Origin of the sequence: Pontivivens marinum (genome assembly GCF_900231835.1) — a bacterium.
In the GTDB taxonomy this organism is placed as follows: Bacteria; Pseudomonadota; Alphaproteobacteria; order Rhodobacterales; family Rhodobacteraceae; genus Pontivivens; species Pontivivens marinum.
In genome coordinates, this window is the sequence record NZ_OCTN01000001.1 from 188,875 (window position 1) to 206,614 (window position 17,740).

The following is a 17,740-nucleotide window of genomic DNA, read 5'->3' on the forward strand; positions in this document are numbered from 1 at the left end:
TCAGTCCTGCGGCTTTGACAGCCCGCTCAACACGTCACCTTGCGTGATGCGTCCGACGGTTTCGCCATCCTCAACCACAGCTAGGCTCTCAACCCCGTCCAGCGCGTGAATCACGTCATTCACACTGGCATCGGCAGAGATTGTTGTCGTCTCATCCCCCTGCAATGGCACCATGACCGACCGCGCGCGCAAAACGCCCAGCGGGTTCATATGCGCCACGAAATCAGCCACATAGCCGTTGGCCGGATTAGCGTGAATGTCCTGCGGGGTGCCGGATTGCACGATGCGACCGCCCTCCATAATCGCGATGCGATCACCGATGCGGAATGCCTCGTCCAGATCGTGGCTGACAAACAGAATGGTCCGCTTTAGCCGCGCCTGTAGCTCCAGAAGCTCATCCTGCAAACGGGTGCGGATCAGCGGGTCCAGCGCGGAAAACGGCTCGTCCATCAGCAGGATCGGCGCCTGCGTGGCAAAGGCACGGGCCAGACCGACACGTTGCTGCATACCGCCGGACAGCTCACCCACCTTGCGATCCGCCCAATCGGACAGTCCAACCAGATCGAGCTGTTCGCGCACACGGTCGGCACGCTCCGCCTTCTTGATACCGGACAGCTCCAGCCCAAGGCCGACATTCTCCGCCACGCTGCGCCATGGCAACAGCCCGAATTGCTGGAACACCATGGTCACACATTCACGGCGCACCTTCAGCAAGTCCGCCTTGCTGGCCGTGGTCACATTCGTGGACCAGTCGCCAGCACGCACTGTTACGGCGCCGCGCACAACAGGGTTCAGCCCGTTCACTGCGCGCAGCAGCGTTGATTTACCCGATCCGGACAGGCCCATCAGCACGAGAATTTCGCCAGAATTCACATCGAGCGAGCAGTCATGCACGCCCAGAACCTGCCCCGTTGCGTCCTGAATTTCAGCACGGCTTTGCCCCTGATCCATCAGCGGCAATGCAGTTTGCGGTTGATCGCCAAAGACGATGTTTACCGCGTCGAAGGATACCGCAACGCTCATTTGCGCCCCCTAACCCGAAGCATCCGGTCCAGCATGATTGCTACCACCACGATGATAAATCCACTTTCAAAACCCAGCGCCGAATCCACGCGGTTCAACGCGCGCAGGACCGGCACACCCAGACCATCGGCGCCAACCAGCGCTGCAATCACAACCATGGACAGTGACAACATGATCGTCTGGTTCAGGCCCGCCATGATCTGCGGAACGGCATAGGGCAGCTCAACCTTCACCAGCTTTTGCCACGGGGTAGCACCGAACGCATCGGCGGCCTCCAGCAGCGGGTCCGGTGTAGAGGAAACCCCCAGCTGCGTCAGGCGGATCGGCGCGGGCAGCACAAAGATCACTGTGGCCAGCAATCCGGGCACCATACCGATACCAAAGAAGATCACCGCGGGAATCAGGTAAACAAAGGTTGGCAGCGTCTGCATCAAATCCAGAACCGGACGCATAACCGCATACAGCTTGGGCCGGTGCGCTGCGGCAATACCGATAGGCACGCCAATCGCCATACACACGATACAGGCGGATAGGACCAGGGTCATACTCTCGGTCATTTCCTCCCAATAACCCTGATTCAGGATGAACAGAAAGCCCGCAAAAATCAGCACGCATGTTTGCCAGCTACGCTGCAAACACCATGTGATTCCGACAAAAATCGCAATGATAATCAAGGGATGCGGCGTCTGGAACAGCCAGAGCAGTTGGTCGATCGTCGCTTCCATTCCATCGGAAATCGCATCGAAAATATGCGTGCCGTTTCGTTGCAACCAATCGAACATGATCTCGGCGGTGTCGCCCACCGGGATCTTGTTTTCTGTCAGCCAGTCCATCCTAGGCTCCTGTCCCGTGTAACAAAAACGGCGCGGGAACTGCCCCGCGCCGCTCGAATCGCTTAGCTGCGATTAGCCCTCAAGCGCGGACAGCACTGCGGCCTTCGCGTCAGCATCACCGCCCAGCGTGGTCACGCCGTCCAGCCAGCCGTCCAGAACCGCAGGGTTCGCAGACAGCCACGCCTTTGCAGCCTCATCAGGGTCGGTGCCGTCATTCAGGATCGCGCCCATGATCTCGTTCTCCATCGCGAGAGAGAATTCGAGGTTGTTGAGCAGCGCACCCACATTGGGGCATTCCGAAACATAGTCAGCGCGGGTATTGGTCATCACGCTGGCACCGCCCAGATCAGGGCCGAACCAATCGTCGCCGCCCGTCAGATAGGTCATGTCGAAATTCGCGTTCATCGGGTGTGGTTCCCACCCGAGGAAGATCACAGGCTCCTCACGACGGGTCGCACGGGCAACCTGTGCCAACATGCCCTGCTCCGAGCTTTCGGCAACTTCGAACTCGGTCAAATCAAACGCACCGGACTCGATCATGTCGAGGATCAGGCGGTTGCCGTCATTGCCCGGCTCGATGCCGTAAATCGTCGCGTCCAGCGCGTCAGCCTGACCTGCAATATCCGCAAAATCGGCAATGCCCAGCGCTGCACCAGCCGCGTTTGTGGCCAATGTGTACTTCGCGCCAATCAGGTTTGTGCGCACGGTGTCAACGGTGCCTGCCTCACGATAGGGGGCGATATCTGCCTCCATCGTTGGCATCCAGTTGCCCAGAAACACGTCGATATCGCCATTGGCCAGCGAGGTATATGTTACAGGAACGGACAGGATCTTGATGTCTGTCTCATAGCCCAGCGCCTGCAAAACAACGGTTGTCGCGGCAGTGGTTGCCGTAATGTCGGTCCAGCCCACATCAGAGAATGTCACGCTCTCACACTGTGCGGCGGCCTGTGTACCGATCGCTGCAAGGGCAAGGGCGGAAAGGGTCGTCTTGAGACGCATTTGGGTAACTCCCGGTTTCTTGACTGATGAGTCAATAGACGGCGAGCGGGCCCTGCAATGCAACCCCCTATCGAAAAGCTGCCTGATTACCCGACAGAAATCGAAGCTAGCTCGCCCCGATACGGCAGTGTGGGCGTGCAATTATTCTATCTTGGAATGCATGGTGGGACGTACTGGATTCGAACCAGTGACCCCAGCGATGTGAACACTGTGCTCTACCAACTGAGCTAACGTCCCATGCGTGCCGGTGCATTTCGCACCTCGCGCATAGAGGGTCAAGCGCAAACCAGGCGTGTTTTAACGCGGGATCAGACGGTCCAACAGGTCCGGCAAATCATCATAATGGGGCAGGATCGCATCAGGCTGCATATCAACGATATCCGCGCCCAGGGGGCCAAATCCGACCAGCACGATCGGAACCCCCGCATTGCGCGCGGTATCGCGGTCGGTGATGGTGTCGCCCATCAGAACAGTGCGATCCACATTTCCACCGGCGCGGCGGACTGTCTCGAACAAATGCTCGGGATTCGGTTTGCGCACGGGCAATGTATCCGCGCCCAGCATGGCGGTGAAACGGTCACGGATGCCGATCTTTTTCAGCAATGTTTCGGCCAGTGCCTCAGGCTTGTTCGTGCAAACGCCCAGCACCCAATCATCGGCGGCCAGCCTGTCCAGCGCGGCCTCAACGCCCGGATATAGGCGCGTGTGCACATCGATATGGGCGTCATAGTGATCCAGCAGGGTCTGGTATTCCTCGTCGATGATAACATCATCAATGCCCAGACGCTGTACGCCCAGCCGCAGCATCGCGCGCCCGCCACCAAAGGCTGTTAACGCATCACCTACCGCATCCAAGGGCGCAGCATGCCCCCGCCCGACAAAGCACGCATTCGCCGCCGCGATCAAATCGGCACTGGTATCTGCCAGCGTTCCGTCCAGATCAAAAATTGCAGTGCGCATGCGAACCCCCTGAAGTAATCACCGATGCAACCATCTGAAACGAAAGCTGATCGTGGTGCGCTTTCCGACACCGTGTCACGTTGTTATAAGCCCGCCAACACGAGGAACCAGATCATAATGAACATAGCTGCAATCATTCTCGCCGCGGGTCAGGGCACACGGATGCAATCCGACCTGCCCAAGGTTTTGCATCAGATCGGCAGCGCCCCGATGATCATTCACGCCATGGCCAGCGCCAACACGCTGGACCCACAGCAGATGATCGTGGTCACAGGCCATGGTGGTCAGCAGGTTGCGAACGCCGTGGGCGACTGGCGTGATGATGTCAGCTTTGCCACGCAGGATGAACAGCTAGGCACAGCACATGCCGTGCAACAGGCCGCGCCTGCGCTGGACGGGTTCGACGGCGATGCGGTTGTTCTATACGGCGATACGCCATTCATCTCGGGCGATACGCTGGCCGCAATGCAATCGGCGCGGGCTACAGGTGCGGCTGTGGTTGTGCTTGGCTTTGATACCGCACAACCGGGTGGCTATGGCCGCCTGATCGTCGGGCCAGATGGGCTGGAGGCGATTGTAGAGGCAAAGGAAGCCACGCCAGAACAACTCGCCATCACGCTGTGCAACTCCGGCGTTGTTATGGCCGATGCGGCCACTCTGATGGATCTGGTCAACGCGGTCGGCAACGATAATGCCAAGGGTGAGTATTACCTGACAGACATCGTTGGCATCGCCCGCTCGCGCGGCCTGACCTGCGCCGCCGTCACCTGCGCGGAACAGGAAACCATGGGCGTCAATTCCCGCGTTGATCTGGCCGCTGCCGAGGCTGTGTTTCAATGGAACCGCCGTGGCCGCGCCTTGGACGAGGGCGTGACCCTGACCGCACCGGAAACCGTCTTCTTCGCCTTTGACACCCATATTGGCCGCGATGTCAGCATCGCCCCCAACGTCGTTTTCGGCCCCGGCGTGACCGTGGAAACCGGCGCGGAAATCCGTGCCTTTTGCCATCTGGAGGGCTGCCACGTGGCCGAGGGCGCACAGATCGGCCCCTATGCCCGCCTGCGCCCCGGCGCAGAAATCGGCGGCGGCGCGCGTGTCGGCAACTTCGTCGAGGTGAAAAACGCCGTCCTGCATGAGGGCGCAAAGGTAAACCATCTGACCTATATCGGCGACGCTGAAATCGGGAAGCGTGCAAATATCGGCGCGGGCACCATCACCTGCAACTATGATGGCGTGTTCAAGCATAAGACGACGATTGGCGATGATGCGTTCATCGGATCAAACTCGTCACTGGTGGCCCCGCTGACCATCGCGGATGCTGGCTATGTTGCCTCCGGCTCCACCGTGACTACGAATATCAACGCGGGCGATCTGGCCATTGCGCGGGCCCGACAGGTGAACAAACCCGGCCTTGGCGCACGAATGGTGGCGCGTCTGCGCGCGCTCAAGGAGAAAAGCTGATGTGCGGCATTATCGGGGTTCTGGGCAATCACGCAGCAGCACCATTGATGGTTGAGGCGCTGCGGCGTCTGGAATATCGCGGCTATGACAGCGCAGGCATCGCCACCATTCACGAGGGCACGCTGGACCGTCGCCGCGCCGTTGGAAAACTGGGTGAGCTGGCCGATCTGCTGGTGGTGAACCCCATCGCGGGCCGCTCTGGCATCGGTCACACCCGCTGGGCGACCCATGGCGCCCCGACAATCGAAAACGCCCACCCGCACAGCTACGGTCCCGTTGCTGTCGTACATAATGGCATCATCGAGAATTTCCGCGAATTGCGGTTGGAGCTGGAGGCAAAGGGCCACTCCTTTGTCACCGAGACCGACACTGAAACGGTCGCGGTGCTGTGCGCGCAATATTGCGCCGATGGCCTTGCCCCGGTTGAGGCGGCAGTTGCCACGCTGAAGCGCCTGCACGGCGCATTCGCCCTGTGTTTTCTGTTCGAGGGTGAGGACGACCTGATCGTCGCCGCCCGTCGCGGATCGCCCTTGGCTATTGGTCATGGTGATGGGGAGATGTTCGTAGGCTCCGATGCGCTGGCCCTCGCGCCATTTACCCGCCGCGTGACCTATCTGGATGATGGCGACCACGTTGTGCTGACCCGCGCCGGAGCGGAAATTTTCGATGCCACAGGCGCGAAAACCATCCGCAAGACCAAGACCGTAGCACTGGACAACATGATCGCGGACAAGGGCGAGCACCGCCACTTTATGTCCAAGGAGGTGCACGAACAGCCCGACGTCCTGTCCTATGCCCTACAGCATTATTGCAGCGCGGATCGTGACCGCGTCCAGGGCGCGTCGGATGTTGTGGACTTCACGCAGACCGACCGTCTGGTGATGGTTGCCTGCGGTACGGCCTATTACGCCTGTCAGGTTGCGAAATACTGGTTCGAGCAAATCGCCGACATTATCGTGGAAACCGATATCGCGTCCGAATTCCGCTATCGCAACCCGCCGCTGCGCCAATCCGACATGATGCTGTTTGTGTCCCAATCGGGCGAAACCGCCGATACATTGGCCGCGCTGGAATATAGCAAGGGCAAGGCAGGCAGCATCACCTCCGTCGTGAATGCTATGGAAAGCTCGATCGCGCGCGCCTCGGACGCCGCATTGCCGATCCATGCGGGAGTGGAGGTCGGCGTTGCCTCGACCAAGGCATTTACCTGCCAGCTAACCGTTCTGCTGTCCCTCGCCATTCAGGCCGGTCGTCAGCGCGGACACATCAGCGCGGCGGATGAGGCGCAGTTGGTTGGGCGCATGTTTGAACTGCCCCGCCTGATGAACGAGGCAATCGCCGCCGAGCCGCAAATCGCCACCATCGCGCAATGGCTGTCGGGTGCGCGCGACATCCTGTTCCTTGGCCGTGGCCTGATGTTCCCCATGGCGCTGGAGGGTGCGCTGAAGCTCAAGGAGATCAGCTATATCCACGCCGAGGGCTATGCCTCGGGCGAGCTAAAGCATGGGCCAATCGCGCTGATCGACGAAAACGTGCCGGTCATCGTTTTTGCCCCGCGCGATGCATTGTTTGAAAAACTGGTCAGCAATATGCAGGAAGTCATGGCCCGTGGCGGTCGTGTGCTATTGGTCACAGACGCCGAAGGCGCAGAAATTGCACGCCATGGCACAGCTGAGGTTCTGGTGATGCCCACCGTGGATCCTCGGCTTGCACCAATGGTTTACGCTATACCTGCCCAACTAATTGCCTATCATACCGCCGTGACCAAGGGGACAGATGTGGACCAACCACGCAACCTCGCAAAATCGGTCACAGTCGAGTAGTATAACTCTCGCATCCGGCCTCAAGACCGGAGCAGTTGAGTAGTTCGAGGAGATAAAATGAAACGCATCGTTGTGAGCATCGCATCGCTGTCCGTACTGGCAGCATGCATCGCGCCCGGTTCCAACTTGCCCGATTCAGCACTGGTTCGTCCGGGCTGTTATACCGTTGACCTATACGACGATCCGTTTCGCCGGAACGTGGTTCAACCGGCCAAAATCGGATTGCCCGACAGCTGGAACCGGTATCTGGGCGTGTGGGGTGAGGGTGCGTGGAATGGTGGCCAATGCCATGAAATCCACGTGACCGAGGTTAATCAGGACGGCTCCGTCATTGTGATCGACACCGTGGCCCCCTATGAAAGCCTACGCGCCGAAAGCCACCGACGCACGGGCCGTATTGACCGGAATGGTCGCCTGATCGTACCGGGAACAAACGGACCAACTGTCTATACCTTCGAATCCGGCCACCTACGCGGAACCCGTTTCCGGCATGTTGGTGGTACGGATCATGTAATCCTGAACCCAAAGACTGATGTATGATCACGACACCTCAGGCGCTTGATGCGCTAACCACCCGCGCGGACGCAGTTCGCGCGGTAGATATGGCCGCCTATCATAAGGTGGAACGCCGCTATCTCGGCCTCGGCAATGACACGGTTGAGACACTTGTACGCGAATGGCGCGCCGATCTGGACCGCGATGCAAAGGTAGAGCTGGCCGCCGGCCTATGGGATAGCGACATTTACGAGGCCCGCATCGCCGCGGCCAAGTTGCTGACACAGGCCCGCATCAAGCCCGATGACGCCCCCGTTTGGCAGGAACTGCAACGCTGGGTTCCGCAATTCGACAGCTGGTCCATCGCCGACACCGCCACCAAATCGATCGAGCGACGCCTGCTGGCCGATCAAACCCGTTTTGACGCCGTGGCCGAATGGGTCACGCATGAGAATATGTGGACCCGCCGCGCGGCCCTCGTCTCGACCCTGCACTGGGCCAAGGGGCGGCACCCTGATCCTGAGCACCTGCAAAACCGTGAGCGGGTGATGACATGGATCGCCACTCTGGTTCCCGACCACGAATGGTTCACACAAAAGGCCATCGGCTGGTGGTTGCGCACCCTGTCACAGCACGATCCGGAGCGTGTTTCCGCGTTCCTGTATCTGCATGGTGACGACTTACGCGCCGTTGCGCGTAAGGAAGGCTCAAAGTTCCTCTGAGCATATCAGGCGCGCACGCTCACTCAGCGTTGCGCGCCTCCTGCTTGCGCATGAATGTCAGAATGCGCGTGCCCGCCGGGATCGTCTCCGGCAGCTTCCCATCATATAGCAGCAGGCCGCTTTCCTTGATCCGGCCCAGAATATGCGCGCCCTCGTTCACGGCCAGATAATCGTCCAAGCCGAATTCCTCGGTCAGCTTTGTGATCCGAAACGCCCAGCCATCTGCCTCGCGCCGCATGAATTCCTCATAGGGAATACCATCGCCAAAGGCACGACCGCCCAGCGTAGCAGGTAAGGCACGACGGCCCTCGGCCTCATCACTGCGGCCCACCTGAAACACCTGCCCACGGCCAAATTCCGGCCCCAGATCGGTGCCAACCAGCGCATTGTAATCATTGTTATCCGTCGCGGCCAAAACCATGCCATAGGGCGTCAGGTCCAGCGTATGCTCCGCCGTCTCGGACAGGATCTCACCGTGATAGACCTTCAGCCCAGCATCGCGGGCGGAGCGTAGGCGGAACCAGTTGCGGTCCACGATCATGGTGGGGATGTCCGCCTTGTTCAGCGCGGTTGCCAAATTCACCGCCCAGCGGGACCCGCCAACGATCATCAGTCCCGGCACGGCATTCGATGTCAGACCCAACCGGCGCGCCAGCGGCGCCATGGAAAACCCGTGCAACACCACCGTTCCCGCGACCAGCGCAAAGGCCAGCGGCGTCAGGTTCTGCCCGTCTTCGATCCCCAGCGCGGTCAATTGCGTTCCGAACAGGCCGGATACCGCGACCAAGACGACGCCGCGCGGCCCGATCCATGCGATCATCGCCCGTTCCCGCCATGGCAACTTGGTCCCGATCAGCGAGGTCAGCACCGTCACCGGCCGCACCACCAAAACAACAATCGCAACGAACAGCACCATGCGTAGGTTGATGCTGCCCAATTGCTCAACTGTCAGCGATGCCGCCAGCAGGATGAAAACACCGGAAACGAGGATAACCGTCGCGTGCTCCTTGAACCGCCGGATTTCCTCCAGCGAAGGTAAATGCGCGTTGGCCAGAACAACGCCCATCACGGTTACAGCCAACAGGCCGCTTTCGTGCAGCATATTGTCCGACGCGGCATAGATCGCCAGAACCGATCCGAACAGCACCGGAACCTTCATATATTCCGGCACCTTACCCCGATTAAACGTGCGTGCGATGAACCAGCCGCCCAGATAGCCCAGAACACCCGCCACGACGATACCCTGCGCCAGATGCCAGAACGCATCCCCCACGCTATGCGCCGTATACAGTGCGGCTACGACCTCATAGGCCAACACGGCTGCCAACGCGCCGATGGGATCGTTGACGATGGCCTCCCATTTCAGGATTTGCGCGGGCCGTGCCTGCATTCGGGCCTGTCGCAACAACGGAGTAATAACGGTGGGGCCGGTGACAATCATGATCCCGCCAAAGACGATGGCGCTCTCCCAACTCAACCCTGCTCCATATCGAATGGCCAGCGCGGACAGCACCCAACCCAGCGGCGCACCGATGATCACCAGCCGTAGGACAGATGGCCCCGCATCACGCAGCCCCTTGAAATTCAGCGTTAATCCACCCTCGAACAGGATTACAGCCACAGCAACCGCGATAATCGGCTTGAGCAATTCGCCAAAGCTATCTTCAGGGTTCAGCAACCCTGTTACGGGGCCAGCCACGACGCCAGCGACCAGCATCAACACAATCGCCGGCAGTTGGAACCGCCAAGCCAGCCATTGCGAGCCAATGCCGAGCGCGCCAATCACGGCGAAGGTGGTCACGGTGTCCATAGACAATCCTTACGTCAAGTTACGAATACGCCAATCGCGCGGGATACGCAGCATAGCGGCCAGCCCCCATGCGATCAGTCGGAATAGATTAAGCGAGGCAGATAGCCCCTCACGCGCATAAAACCACATAGAACGGCCCAAGGGCCGACGATATGTGGTGCCACGACAGCCTACAACACGGTAACCAAGGGCACGAAACAGTATTGTCGCACGGGCCAGATGGAAGTTGTCGCTGACGATCACCACGCAATCATTACCCACAACCTGTTGCGAGAACAGAGCATTTTGCAGAGTTGTACGGCTGGTTCCCTCCTGCGTGATGCGATCAGGGGCAACACCTAGGCGGATCGCCTCGGCTGTCATCAGCGCTGCCTCGGACCCGCTACCAGCCAGACCGCCGGTCATGTGCAGCCGCTGCCCCTCACCCAGCGCGGCAACGCCCGACGCAACGCGGGCCAGTCCTACAGGCAACAGGCCATCCGGCCCTGCCCCGCCGCCCAGTACGATCACGACCTGCGCACGCGGTACAACACCAGCAGATGGCCACATCGCGCCGAACAGAGCCAAACCGCCGCATAGCAACAGATAACCCACCATTAGAGTCAGCACGGTGATCACCCGTCCCGATGCGCCTTCTCACGCAGTTCACGCCGCATAATCTTACCCGTGGCGGTCATGGGCAGGTCGGCAACAAACATCACGTCACGCGGGGCAACATGGGGGGAAATCCGGCTGCGCACACGCTTGATCAACTCCGCCGCCTTACCCTCAGCCAATGCTCCGTCACGTAGCACGACATAGGCCCGCACGGCCTCGGTTCGCACAGGGTCAGGCACGCCGATCACACCGGCCATTGTCACGTCGGGATCACCGGTCAGGCAATCCTCGATCTCGCTCGGCCCAATGCGATAGCCGCTAGAGGTAATCACGTCATCGGTGCGCGAGGCAAAATAGACGAAGCCCTCCTCATCCATCCGCGCCACATCACCGGTCAACATCCAGTCACCGATAAATTTCTCGGCGGTTTTTGCAGGGTTTTTCCAGTATTCTAGGAACATGACCGGATCGGGACGGCGCACCGCGATCTCACCCTCCTCACCGGCGGGCAGCACATTGCCGGCGCTGTCCAGAATCGCCACCTCATGCCCCGGCACCGCACGCCCCGTGGAACCGGGGCGCGGCGCGTCCACGCTGGCCATATTGCCCAGCACCAGATTGCATTCGGTCTGGCCGTAAAATTCGTTGATCGTGGTGCCCAAACGCTCACGCCCCCAATCCAGCAGATCAGCGCCCAGCGCCTCCCCCCCGGATCCGACCGAGCGCAGATTGGCAGGCGCGCCCTTGGTCTGACGCATAAGCTTTAGCGCGGTTGGTGGCAGGAACACGTTGCGGATCGCCAATTGCTCCATCACCCAGAACGCATGATCGGGGTCGAACTTGGCCATGCGATGCGCAACCAGTGGCACGCCCAGCGCCAATGCGGGCAGCATCACATTGGTCAAACCGCCCATCCACGCCCAATCGGCGGGGGTCCACAACCTGTCGCCTGCTTGGGGCAGGCCGTCATGATGCGTCTCAACCCCCGGTAAATGGCCCATCAAAACGCGATGCCCGTGCAATGCCCCCTTTGGCGGGCCGGTCGTGCCCGATGTGTACGAGATAAACGCCGGATCGTTCAGCGTGGTAGCCGCCACCTCACACGCATCAGCCGCTTTGCCCAGCTCCTGCCAGAAACCAAAGCTGCCGGCATTGCGTTCATCAATTGAGTAGATAAATTCCAGATCGGGTAGTTGATCCTGAATCGCCAGCACCTTGGGCAAGTTCTGGCCATCGGTCACGACCACCTTGGCCCCTGAATTGGCAAGGCGGTATTGCAGCCCATCCTCCCCAAACAGGGTGAACAACGGCACCGCAATCGCGCCCAGCTTATAGGCTGCCAGATGGGTCAGCACGGTTTCGGGCGTTTGGGGCAGCAGAACCGCCACGCGGTCGCCACGCTTTACCCCCCGCGCAGCAAAGGCATTGGCCAGACGCGATGACGCGCGGCTTAGCTGAATATAGGTATAGTCGCGCAATTGCCCATCCGGCCGCAGATAGGTCATGGCCAGCCGCTCCGGTTGCGCCCGCGCCCACCGCTCACATGCCTGCTCCGCGATGTTATAGCGCGCAGGTTGCGGCCAGCGGAAATCGCGGCGCATCGCGCTCCAGCTCTCACCGGCGGGCACCAATCGTTCAGGCGCGAATAGGGTCATCTCACACTCCCCCCGCGGGACGCATACGACGCATCACACGGATCTTTTCATTGTTATAGGTGGCATCCCGCAGGTCGCTATAGCCCGCACGCAATGCCAGATTGCGTGACGCTAGATGCTCGGGATCGAGAATGCACACCGAATGATCGCTGTCGATATGCCTGTCTGCCCATTGCAGCATGGCGGCAACCGCCTCACCACCCAAACCGCGCCCGTGGGTGGCGGTGCTCATGACCCATCCTGCCTCAGGCGCATTGCCCAGTGGGGGTGTCATTTCACGCAGAAACCGGCTCAGACCAACCTCGCCCAGATAGCTGCCATCGGACCGGTCACAAGCCGCCCAATAGCCAAAGCCCTCTAAGTGCCAATGGCCCAGATACCGCATCACCCGCTCACGCGCATCGCGCAGGCCCGGCGCAGGCCGTCCAATACGATGGACGACCTCAGGCTCGGACCACAAGGCGCGGCTGGCAGCGATATCTGCATCACCATGCGCGCGCAGGATCAGCCGGTCGGTAGTCAGGGTCGGGATCAAACCTTGGGCCGCGTCTCGATGAAACAGGGGATTTCCTCTGCCTGAGCGATCAAGCGGTCCAGATGTGGCAATGGCCCCGCATCGATCCCCGGAAAGACGAGGCGCGCCATTTCCGCAGAAACCACCGTGGCAATATCACCGCCGCCCGGCTGATCGGTGCCCGACATCCATCCCTCAACCGGAACGCGCCCATCCATGGCACGCAGGCCGGTGATGATCTGGCTCTCCAAACGTTCGATCCATGCAGGATAGTGGAATTCGACGGGGCGCCGCACCTTGTCATAGACCAGCGCCACGACCTTCTCACCGGTGGAGGTGGCATAGGCGATGTCCTGCAACATGGCGCGGCGGGCGGCACCACCGGCGGGGATCAGGCGCTTCCCCTCAGGCGCGCTTTCCTCCAGATGGTCGATGATGGCCCATGTTTCGACCAGAACCTCGCCATCCTCGAGCACCAGTGCGGGCACGCGACCCAGCGGGTTCACCGCCTTGACCAGATCCCATTCCGGCCCTGCCACCTGCAACTGACGCCGCTCCAGCTCACGCCCCTGTAGGGAACACCAGATCGCTACGCGGCGGGCAAAGGGCGACATGTCGCGTCCGTAAAGTATCATTTTTCGATTTTCCTAAAGTTAGTCGCTGCCAACACGCAGTGCCGACACGTCATAATAAACATCAACAATCACCAGACGCGCCTCGCGGATTCCCAAACCTGACAGCGCGTCGAACGATATCTGGTCGATGCCATCCCCCTGTAGCGGGCGCAAATCGACCTGCGCACTGACGCCGGTTTCCTGATCGGTGATCCATCCGGGCACGGCCCGATCAATACCGTCCATGGCCAACCACATGCCGGTTGCCGCTGAATCCACCTCGGCGACGGTGGAACCGATCAGACGTGCGGTGACGGGGGATGGCTCCGTTTCGGGCAAAGCTGTGATCGGCTGCTGAATCGAAGGTGAAACCGCGACCGGTTCAACCGGCACACAGCCAACGCAAACAAATGCCAGCGGGACTACTATCCAGTCAATGCGCATCCAGTTCCTCCGATCCCTACACAATAGCCCCATCGCGCCGGTGGCAAGGGGCACCGTCTTGCAACGTGCGTATCAGGTGCATAGTCTGACTTTATGAACACGAATGACGCCCCCCTGATCGATCCGTTTGCGCGCGCAATCACCTACCTGCGGGTTAGTGTGACGGATCGCTGCGATTTCCGCTGCACATATTGCATGTCGGAAAACATGACCTTCTTGCCCAAGGTAGAGCTGCTCAGCCTTGAGGAACTGGACCGTCTGTGCACCGGCTTTGTCGATCTAGGCGTTAAGAAACTGCGCGTGACAGGGGGCGAGCCACTGGTCCGTCGCGGGATCATGTCCTTCTTTGACAGCATGTCGCGTCATCTGACCTCCGGCGCGCTGGAGGAATTGACGCTGACCACAAACGGCTCGCAATTGCGCCGCTTTGCACAGCCACTGGCCGATGCAGGGGTAAAACGGGTCAACGTCTCGATCGATACGCTGGACGAGAAGAAATTCGCCGCCGTCACCCGCTGGGGCCGCTTCGCACAGGTCATGGACGGCATCGATGCCGCGCTTGAGGCGGGGCTAAAGGTCAAAATCAACGCCGTCGCGCTAAAGGGCGTGAACGATGATGAGGCGGTCGAGATGGTCCGCTGGTGTCACGCACGCGGCATGGACCTGACCTTTATCGAGGTCATGCCAATGGGCGATGATATTGAGCGGTTGGACAATTACTGGTCCCTCGACGATGTGCGCAAAACCCTGTCGCAGGACCTGACCCTGACCGATATTCCGCTGAACACGGGCGGCCCTGCACGCTATATGAGGGCCGAGGAAACCGGCGGCCGCATCGGCTTCATCACCCCACTCAGCCATAATTTCTGTGAAAGCTGTAACCGCGTGCGCCTGACCTGCACGGGGCAGCTTTACATGTGCTTGGGACAGGATGACGACGCCGACCTGCGTAAGGTGCTGCGCGCCTCACCCGATGATTCCGGCCTGCATGACGCGATCCGCAACGCCATCGCGCGTAAGCCTAAGGGGCACGACTTCGACTATTCCCGTCAGCGCGTCGCGGGTGAGATGCTGCGCCATATGAGCCATACGGGCGGATGATCCGACGTAGGCGGGCGCGGCGAAAGCACCTTATAAAACTTGCGGAAAGCTGGCCGGAGGGAATGCCCTTCGCCAACCCGCGCCTGCTGCGTGCCAAACCCGCGAAAACCGTGCTGGCTGTTGATAGCGGGCGCGGCCCGATTGTGGCCAGCTTCATCGGCCCGGAATCGCTGGATCAACGGCCCGAGGGGGTCGCCGCCGCGCACACCCTGCTGACCGAGCGCCTGCCCGCCGGATCAGTCCCCGCCCTGATCGCCTATATCGAGGATGCGGGACTGGTCATAACCGAACTGGTTAGGGGGCAAACAGCCGCGGATATGATCCGGCGCGATACGGCCCATGCCGAACAGGGTATCACCGCAGCGGCGCAATGGCTGTCGCAACTGCATAACTTGGTGGATCGTCCTGACGCACGGCACGATACTTCCGGTCGGGTTAGGGCCGCATTGATCGGCGCCTCCCCCACCATGTCAGCGGAGGTTTCACGTCTGGCGAAAGAACTGACCGGAGTGCCAGTCCGCCACGTTAAATTTCACAACGATTACAAACCGGATAATCTGGTCATCGCTGGCGATCGGATCTGCGCCATCGACTTTCGCAACACGCGGTACCGCCCACCCAATGTGGATGCAGCGCAGTTTCTGACCCGCGCCGCGATCTATGCGCTGTCTGTGCGCGATGCTGGCCCTGTGAACCGTATCGGCCTGCCGCGCAGCGTGACGGAACCGTTTGATGCCGCCTATGGCAGCCCGATCAGCACTGAACCGCTGACGGAACTCTATGTGCTGACCAATATATTGCTGGCCGAAATCAAGCGTGCCTCGCGTCCCGCGATCCGCCGCGCCCTACTGAACCGCAAGGGGCGACACGGACGCGGGCTGCTCGCGCTGCTTAGCTCGGTTGAGGCAACGCTGCCCCCTCAATCAACCGGTTGAGGAACGCCGCCTGTCGTGCGTGAAACTGCGTTGCGATCTCAATATCAAAGGCGTCCATCACATGGATGCCACCGGGATAAACGGCCAGCTCCGCCTCATTCCCCGCACCGGCCCACCGCGCGGCCATCATCAGGCTGTCATCCTTTAGCGGGTCCAGCGTGCCCACCTGAAACAGCGCAGGCGGCAAATCGGACAGCTCCGCGTAAAGCGGCGAGGCTGCCCGCCGCGCCTCCGCTCTCATCGCCAAATTCTCTACGAACCACTCGATCGTTGGGGTCGATAGAACCAACTGCCGTTCCCCCCATTGCGCGGCTGAGGGCGTCAGATCCAGATCGTAAATGCCGTAATTCAGGCAAAGCCCCGCGATCATTCCGCGCAGCTCCAGCGCCAGCAGCGACGACAAATGCCCACCAGCCGATTCGCCACCAATGAACAGCGGTCCCTCGCCAAAGGGCCTCTCCTTGATCACATGCATCGCCGCCGTGCGACAATCCTCCAGGCAAGCGGGCCATGGGTTTTCCGGCGCCAAACGATACTCGACCGAGGCAACAGTCAGCCCCGTTTTGGCCGCCAATGTCTGGTTCAACCGGTCGTAATGCGCTGGTCGGCCCAGCGTCCAACCGCCGCCATGCACATGCAGATACACCCCGCGCCCCGCCTGACCGGGGGAAATACGCAGGCGTCCCCCCTCGAATTCATGCCAGTGCGAGCCATCATCAGGCCCCATAACGGGAAACACACCGCGTCCCTCATCCCGCGCACGGCGCGTCGTTTCGGGCGGCACCTTATAGGTGGGGGGCAAGCCTGCAATCTCCGCCTCGAAACCCGCGACAAAGGTCCGCGTCTCATCGGTGATTGCGTCATCCGAAAACCAGTTCGGGTCTATCTCAATACTACTCATGCCACTCTCCCTCGCTTTTAACAAAGGCTAGTGCTGCCCCCCTACACCGTCCAGCAACAACGCGTGATTTACAGAGAGCTTGCCCGCAAAAGTTTCTGCCGAACCGGTGGAATTCCCTTTATTTCCAGTCCGGTAAAGACGTGCAGCGTGTTCATATCCTTGTCCACAACCGCATGATCCGACACCCAGCCCCCCATCAACAGATAGGTGCGCAACAGGGGCGGCATCGCCTTCATCGCCTTCTTCAAATCGGGGCGGTGCAAACGCTGACCAAAACGGAACACGCTGGGCGCCTTAACCCGTGGCAACCATCGCTTTGGCGCCAGATGGCGTTCGCGCAACAGGTCAAACGCATCCATATAGGCCTCGGCCTCAACCCCATGGAACGAGGAGCAACCGAACAACAATTCCACATTATGATCATCTACATAGCGCACCATAGCGCCCCACGCGATGCGCAGGATATCGGGATCGCGATGGTCGGGATCGATACAGAATCGCCCCATCTCAACCATCGGACCGGGGAATGCGGCCAGCGCGTCCAGCTCGTAATATTGGGCGGAATAGCTGTTTCCGATCTGCGTGCCGGTCTCGAACGGCATCAGGCGGTAACAGCAGACCAAGGTATCGCTGCGCTCCTCCTCGATCAGGACATGGATGCAGGTTTTGTCGAAATCATCAGCGTCCACACCCGCCTGCTCACCCCGAAAGGTGCGGAAGCGTAGGCGCTGCGCGGCGACTATATCGGCGTCACTTTGCGCGAACCTCACGCGATAACGACCTTTCCTGAAGACCTTCATGGGGTGTCTCCCGCCTATCCATGACCTATATGTCAGAAATTGGCGGCTCT

The 17,740-nt window shown here is 60.3% G+C and carries 18 protein-coding genes and 1 tRNA gene; 6 read left to right on the forward strand and 13 right to left on the reverse strand.

The annotated features are described in order from the left end of the window. The 5 genes from choV to CR254_RS00965 form a co-directional block, all read right to left on the reverse strand. Complete coding sequence (gene choV / locus CR254_RS00945; protein ID WP_097927934.1) at positions 1-1,023, reverse strand: choline ABC transporter ATP-binding protein; 1,023 nt, start codon at positions 1,021-1,023, stop codon at positions 1-3. Next, positions 1,020-1,856 carry a choline ABC transporter permease subunit gene (gene choW, locus CR254_RS00950; RefSeq protein ID WP_097927935.1) on the reverse strand — a complete coding sequence of 279 codons (837 nt, stop codon included), beginning with the start codon at positions 1,854-1,856 and terminating at the stop codon, positions 1,020-1,022. The genes choV and choW overlap by 4 nt, the downstream gene beginning before the upstream one ends. 72 nt (positions 1,857-1,928) lie before the next feature. Beyond that, a complete protein-coding gene (choX, locus tag CR254_RS00955) occupies positions 1,929-2,858 on the reverse strand; it encodes a choline ABC transporter substrate-binding protein (protein ID WP_097927936.1) in 930 nt (309 codons plus the stop codon). 161 nt (positions 2,859-3,019) lie between these two features. Further along, positions 3,020-3,095: transfer RNA gene (locus CR254_RS00960), tRNA-Val, on the reverse strand. A 60-nt stretch (positions 3,096-3,155) separates the two neighbouring features. After that, positions 3,156-3,818, reverse strand: a complete 663-nt coding sequence (locus CR254_RS00965) for an HAD-IA family hydrolase (RefSeq protein ID WP_097927937.1) — start codon at positions 3,816-3,818, stop codon at positions 3,156-3,158. Between the two features lie 117 nt (positions 3,819-3,935). On the opposite strand from CR254_RS00965, the gene glmU reads away from it, so the two are divergent. Genes glmU through CR254_RS00985 form a run of 4 tightly spaced genes read left to right on the forward strand, consistent with a single transcriptional unit; the run spans position 3,936 to position 8,319 of the window. Next, positions 3,936-5,279, forward strand: coding sequence for a bifunctional UDP-N-acetylglucosamine diphosphorylase/glucosamine-1-phosphate N-acetyltransferase GlmU (gene glmU, locus CR254_RS00970; protein ID WP_097927938.1), 1,344 nt, complete (start codon positions 3,936-3,938; stop codon positions 5,277-5,279). Continuing rightward, entirely contained in the window at positions 5,279-7,102 is a 1,824-nt protein-coding gene (gene glmS / locus CR254_RS00975; RefSeq protein WP_097927939.1) for a glutamine--fructose-6-phosphate transaminase (isomerizing), read from the forward strand. Before glmU ends, glmS begins: the two co-directional genes overlap by 1 nt. Positions 7,103-7,159: 57 nt before the next feature. Further along, positions 7,160-7,642 (forward strand): hypothetical protein, encoded by a 483-nt coding sequence (locus tag CR254_RS00980; RefSeq protein WP_097927940.1) that lies wholly within the window; start codon positions 7,160-7,162, stop codon positions 7,640-7,642. Beyond that, a complete protein-coding gene (locus CR254_RS00985; protein ID WP_180955844.1) occupies positions 7,639-8,319 on the forward strand; it encodes a DNA alkylation repair protein in 681 nt (226 codons plus the stop codon). Before CR254_RS00980 ends, CR254_RS00985 begins: the two co-directional genes overlap by 4 nt. 19 nt (positions 8,320-8,338) lie before the next feature. Here the strand turns inward: CR254_RS00985 and CR254_RS00990 are convergent, their stop codons facing one another. From CR254_RS00990 to CR254_RS01015, 6 genes are read right to left on the reverse strand one after another with little or no spacing between them, the layout of a single operon-like run. Further along, the gene (locus tag CR254_RS00990; protein ID WP_097927941.1) at positions 8,339-10,129 is read right to left on the reverse strand and encodes a cation:proton antiporter; all 1,791 of its coding nucleotides are present in this window, start codon (positions 10,127-10,129) and stop codon (positions 8,339-8,341) included. 9 nt (positions 10,130-10,138) lie between these two features. Continuing rightward, positions 10,139-10,738, reverse strand: coding sequence for a YdcF family protein (locus tag CR254_RS00995; protein WP_145996686.1), 600 nt, complete (start codon positions 10,736-10,738; stop codon positions 10,139-10,141). 5 nt (positions 10,739-10,743) lie between these two features. Further along, positions 10,744-12,381 (reverse strand): AMP-binding protein, encoded by a 1,638-nt coding sequence (locus CR254_RS01000; RefSeq protein WP_097927943.1) that lies wholly within the window; start codon positions 12,379-12,381, stop codon positions 10,744-10,746. A 1-nt stretch (position 12,382) separates the two neighbouring features. Continuing rightward, entirely contained in the window at positions 12,383-12,916 is a 534-nt protein-coding gene (locus tag CR254_RS01005) for a GNAT family N-acetyltransferase (RefSeq protein WP_180955845.1), read from the reverse strand. Further along, entirely contained in the window at positions 12,913-13,530 is a 618-nt protein-coding gene (locus CR254_RS01010) for a glutathione S-transferase family protein (protein ID WP_097927945.1), read from the reverse strand. The genes CR254_RS01005 and CR254_RS01010 overlap by 4 nt, the downstream gene beginning before the upstream one ends. A gap of 18 nt (positions 13,531-13,548) precedes the next feature. Then, positions 13,549-13,953, reverse strand: a complete 405-nt coding sequence (locus CR254_RS01015; protein WP_097927946.1) for a hypothetical protein — start codon at positions 13,951-13,953, stop codon at positions 13,549-13,551. Between the two features lie 93 nt (positions 13,954-14,046). Between CR254_RS01015 and moaA the strand changes: the two genes are divergently transcribed. Together moaA and CR254_RS01025 are read left to right on the forward strand one after the other, a co-directional pair. Further along, positions 14,047-15,054, forward strand: coding sequence for a GTP 3',8-cyclase MoaA (moaA, locus tag CR254_RS01020; RefSeq protein ID WP_097927947.1), 1,008 nt, complete (start codon positions 14,047-14,049; stop codon positions 15,052-15,054). A gap of 62 nt (positions 15,055-15,116) precedes the next feature. Further along, positions 15,117-15,989, forward strand: coding sequence for a phosphotransferase (locus CR254_RS01025; RefSeq protein ID WP_180955846.1), 873 nt, complete (start codon positions 15,117-15,119; stop codon positions 15,987-15,989). Here CR254_RS01025 and CR254_RS01030 read toward each other — a convergent pair. Beyond that, positions 15,946-16,890, reverse strand: coding sequence for an alpha/beta hydrolase (locus tag CR254_RS01030; RefSeq protein ID WP_097927949.1), 945 nt, complete (start codon positions 16,888-16,890; stop codon positions 15,946-15,948). The two genes, CR254_RS01025 and CR254_RS01030, sit on opposite strands and share 44 nt — an antisense overlap. Before the next feature lie 68 nt (positions 16,891-16,958). Then, complete coding sequence (locus tag CR254_RS01035; RefSeq protein WP_097927950.1) at positions 16,959-17,690, reverse strand: GNAT family N-acetyltransferase; 732 nt, start codon at positions 17,688-17,690, stop codon at positions 16,959-16,961. Positions 17,691-17,740 lie beyond the last annotated feature (50 nt).

Bases quoted from the DNA above. Each gene is read 5' to 3' on its own strand.
- choV (WP_097927934.1), bottom strand. From the start codon at position 1,023: ATGAGCGTTGCGGTATCCTTCGACGCGGTAAACATCGTCTTTGGCGAT.
- choW (WP_097927935.1), bottom strand. From the start codon at position 1,856: ATGGACTGGCTGACAGAAAACAAGATCCCGGTGGGCGACACCGCCGAG.
- choX (WP_097927936.1), bottom strand. From the start codon at position 2,858: ATGCGTCTCAAGACGACCCTTTCCGCCCTTGCCCTTGCAGCGATCGGT.
- CR254_RS00965 (WP_097927937.1), bottom strand. From the start codon at position 3,818: ATGCGCACTGCAATTTTTGATCTGGACGGAACGCTGGCAGATACCAGT.
- glmU (WP_097927938.1), top strand. From the start codon at position 3,936: ATGAACATAGCTGCAATCATTCTCGCCGCGGGTCAGGGCACACGGATG.
- glmS (WP_097927939.1), top strand. From the start codon at position 5,279: ATGTGCGGCATTATCGGGGTTCTGGGCAATCACGCAGCAGCACCATTG.
- CR254_RS00980 (WP_097927940.1), top strand. From the start codon at position 7,160: ATGAAACGCATCGTTGTGAGCATCGCATCGCTGTCCGTACTGGCAGCA.
- CR254_RS00985 (WP_180955844.1), top strand. From the start codon at position 7,639: ATGATCACGACACCTCAGGCGCTTGATGCGCTAACCACCCGCGCGGAC.
- CR254_RS00990 (WP_097927941.1), bottom strand. From the start codon at position 10,129: ATGGACACCGTGACCACCTTCGCCGTGATTGGCGCGCTCGGCATTGGC.
- CR254_RS01000 (WP_097927943.1), bottom strand. From the start codon at position 12,381: ATGACCCTATTCGCGCCTGAACGATTGGTGCCCGCCGGTGAGAGCTGG.
- CR254_RS01010 (WP_097927945.1), bottom strand. From the start codon at position 13,530: ATGATACTTTACGGACGCGACATGTCGCCCTTTGCCCGCCGCGTAGCG.
- CR254_RS01015 (WP_097927946.1), bottom strand. From the start codon at position 13,953: ATGCGCATTGACTGGATAGTAGTCCCGCTGGCATTTGTTTGCGTTGGC.
- moaA (WP_097927947.1), top strand. From the start codon at position 14,047: ATGAACACGAATGACGCCCCCCTGATCGATCCGTTTGCGCGCGCAATC.
- CR254_RS01025 (WP_180955846.1), top strand. From the start codon at position 15,117: ATGCCCTTCGCCAACCCGCGCCTGCTGCGTGCCAAACCCGCGAAAACC.
- CR254_RS01030 (WP_097927949.1), bottom strand. From the start codon at position 16,890: ATGAGTAGTATTGAGATAGACCCGAACTGGTTTTCGGATGACGCAATC.
- CR254_RS01035 (WP_097927950.1), bottom strand. From the start codon at position 17,690: ATGAAGGTCTTCAGGAAAGGTCGTTATCGCGTGAGGTTCGCGCAAAGT.